The sequence below is a fragment of the Lentzea aerocolonigenes genome (assembly GCF_000955955.1).
GTDB classification, from domain to species: domain Bacteria; phylum Actinomycetota; class Actinomycetes; order Mycobacteriales; family Pseudonocardiaceae; genus Lentzea; species Lentzea aerocolonigenes_A.
In genome coordinates this window covers 1-1701 of record NZ_JYJG01000051.1, presented here as the reverse complement: position 1 = coordinate 1701, position 1701 = coordinate 1, and the positions used below count along the sequence as shown (strand labels likewise).

Annotated in this window: 1 rRNA gene; it reads left to right on the top strand. The window is 56.2% G+C overall.

Annotated elements, in window-relative coordinates:
• Positions 1-38: 38 nt before the first annotated feature.
• A 23S ribosomal RNA gene (locus UK23_RS09515) occupies positions 39-1701 on the top strand; the annotation flags it as partial.

Below are 1701 nucleotides of genomic sequence, written 5' to 3'. Positions count from 1 at the left end.
GTTCTTTGAGAACTGCACAGTGGATGCGAGCATCTTTGTAGCAAGTTAGTAAGGGCATACGGTGGATGTCTTGGCACCAGGAGCCGATGAAGGACGTAGGAGACTGCGAAAAGTCTAGGGGAGCTGTCAACCGAGCTGAGATCCTAGAATTTCCGAATGGGGAAACCCGGCCCCAGTCATGTGGGGTCACCCATACCTGAACACATAGGGTATGTGGAGGGAACGCGGGGAAGTGAAACATCTCAGTACCCGCAGGAAGAGAAAACAACCGTGATTCCGTGAGTAGTGGCGAGCGAAAGCGGATGAGGCTAAACCGCGTCTGTGTGATACCCGGCAGGGGTTGCATTCGCGGGGTCGTGGGACCTCTTGGCTAGTTCTGCCGAGCTAGCAAACAGTCAAAAACCATTGTGGTTAGAGGAATGCGTCTGGAAAGCGTGAGCGTAGAGGGTGAAACTCCCGTACTCGAAAACGTGGCTGTTTAGAGTGTTCCCAAGTAGCAGCGTACTCGTGAAATTCGCTGTGAATCTGGCGGGACCACCCGCTAAGCCTAAATACTCCCTGGTGACCGATAGCGGACTAGTACCGTGAGGGAAAGATGAAAAGTACCCCGGGAGGGGAGTGAAATAGTACCTGAAACCGTGTGCCTACAATCCGTCGGAGCCTTTAGGGGTGACGGCGTGCCTTTTGAAGAATGAGCCTGCGAGTTAGTGCTACGTGGCGAGGTTAACCCGTGTGGGGTAGCCGTAGCGAAAGCGAGTCTGAATAGGGCGCTTGAGTCGCGTGGTCTAGACCCGAAGCGGTGTGATCTAGCCATGGCCAGGGTGAAGCGCGGGTAAGACCGCGTGGAGGCCCGAACCCACCAGGGTTGAAAACCTGGGGGATGAGCTGTGGTTAGGGGTGAAAGGCCAATCAAACACCGTGATAGCTGGTTCTCCCCGAAATGCATTTAGGTGCAGCGTCGTGTGTTTCACCGCGGGGGTAGAGCACTGGATGGTCTAGGGGGCCTACAAGCTTACCGAAATCAACCAAACTCCGAATACCGTGGTGTGAGAGCGCGGCAGTGAGACTGCGGGGGATAAGCTTCGTAGTCGAGAGGGAAACAGCCCAGAACGCCAGCTAAGGCCCCTAAGTGTGTGCTAAGTGGGAAAGGATGTGGGGTCGCACAGACAGCCAGGAGGTTGGCTTAGAAGCAGCCACCCTTTAAAGAGTGCGTAATAGCTCACTGGTCAAGTGGTCCTGCGCCGACAATGTAGCGGGGCTTAAGCACACCGCCGAAGCTGTGTCATTTCAGCCTTGAGCTGGGATGGGTAGGGGAGCGTCGTGTAGCGGTTGAAGCGGCGGAGGAATCCAGCCGTGGACGCTATGCGAGTGAGAATGCAGGCATGAGTAGCGAAAGACGAGTGAGAAACTCGTCCGCCGGATGACCAAGGGTTCCTGGGCCAGGCTAATCCGCCCAGGGTAAGTCGGGACCTAAGGCGAGGCCGACAGGCGTAGTCGATGGACAACGGGTTGATATTCCCGTACCCGTGTGAACGCGCCCATGATGAACCTTGTGATACTAACCGCCCGAAGCCCTCCGAAAATCCTTCGGGATCTAGGGGCAAGTGGAGCGCGGGACCTGAACTTGTAGTAGTCAAGCGATGGGGTGACGCAGGAGGGTAGCTCCGCCAGTGAGTGGTAGTACTGGTGCAAGCGTGTAGG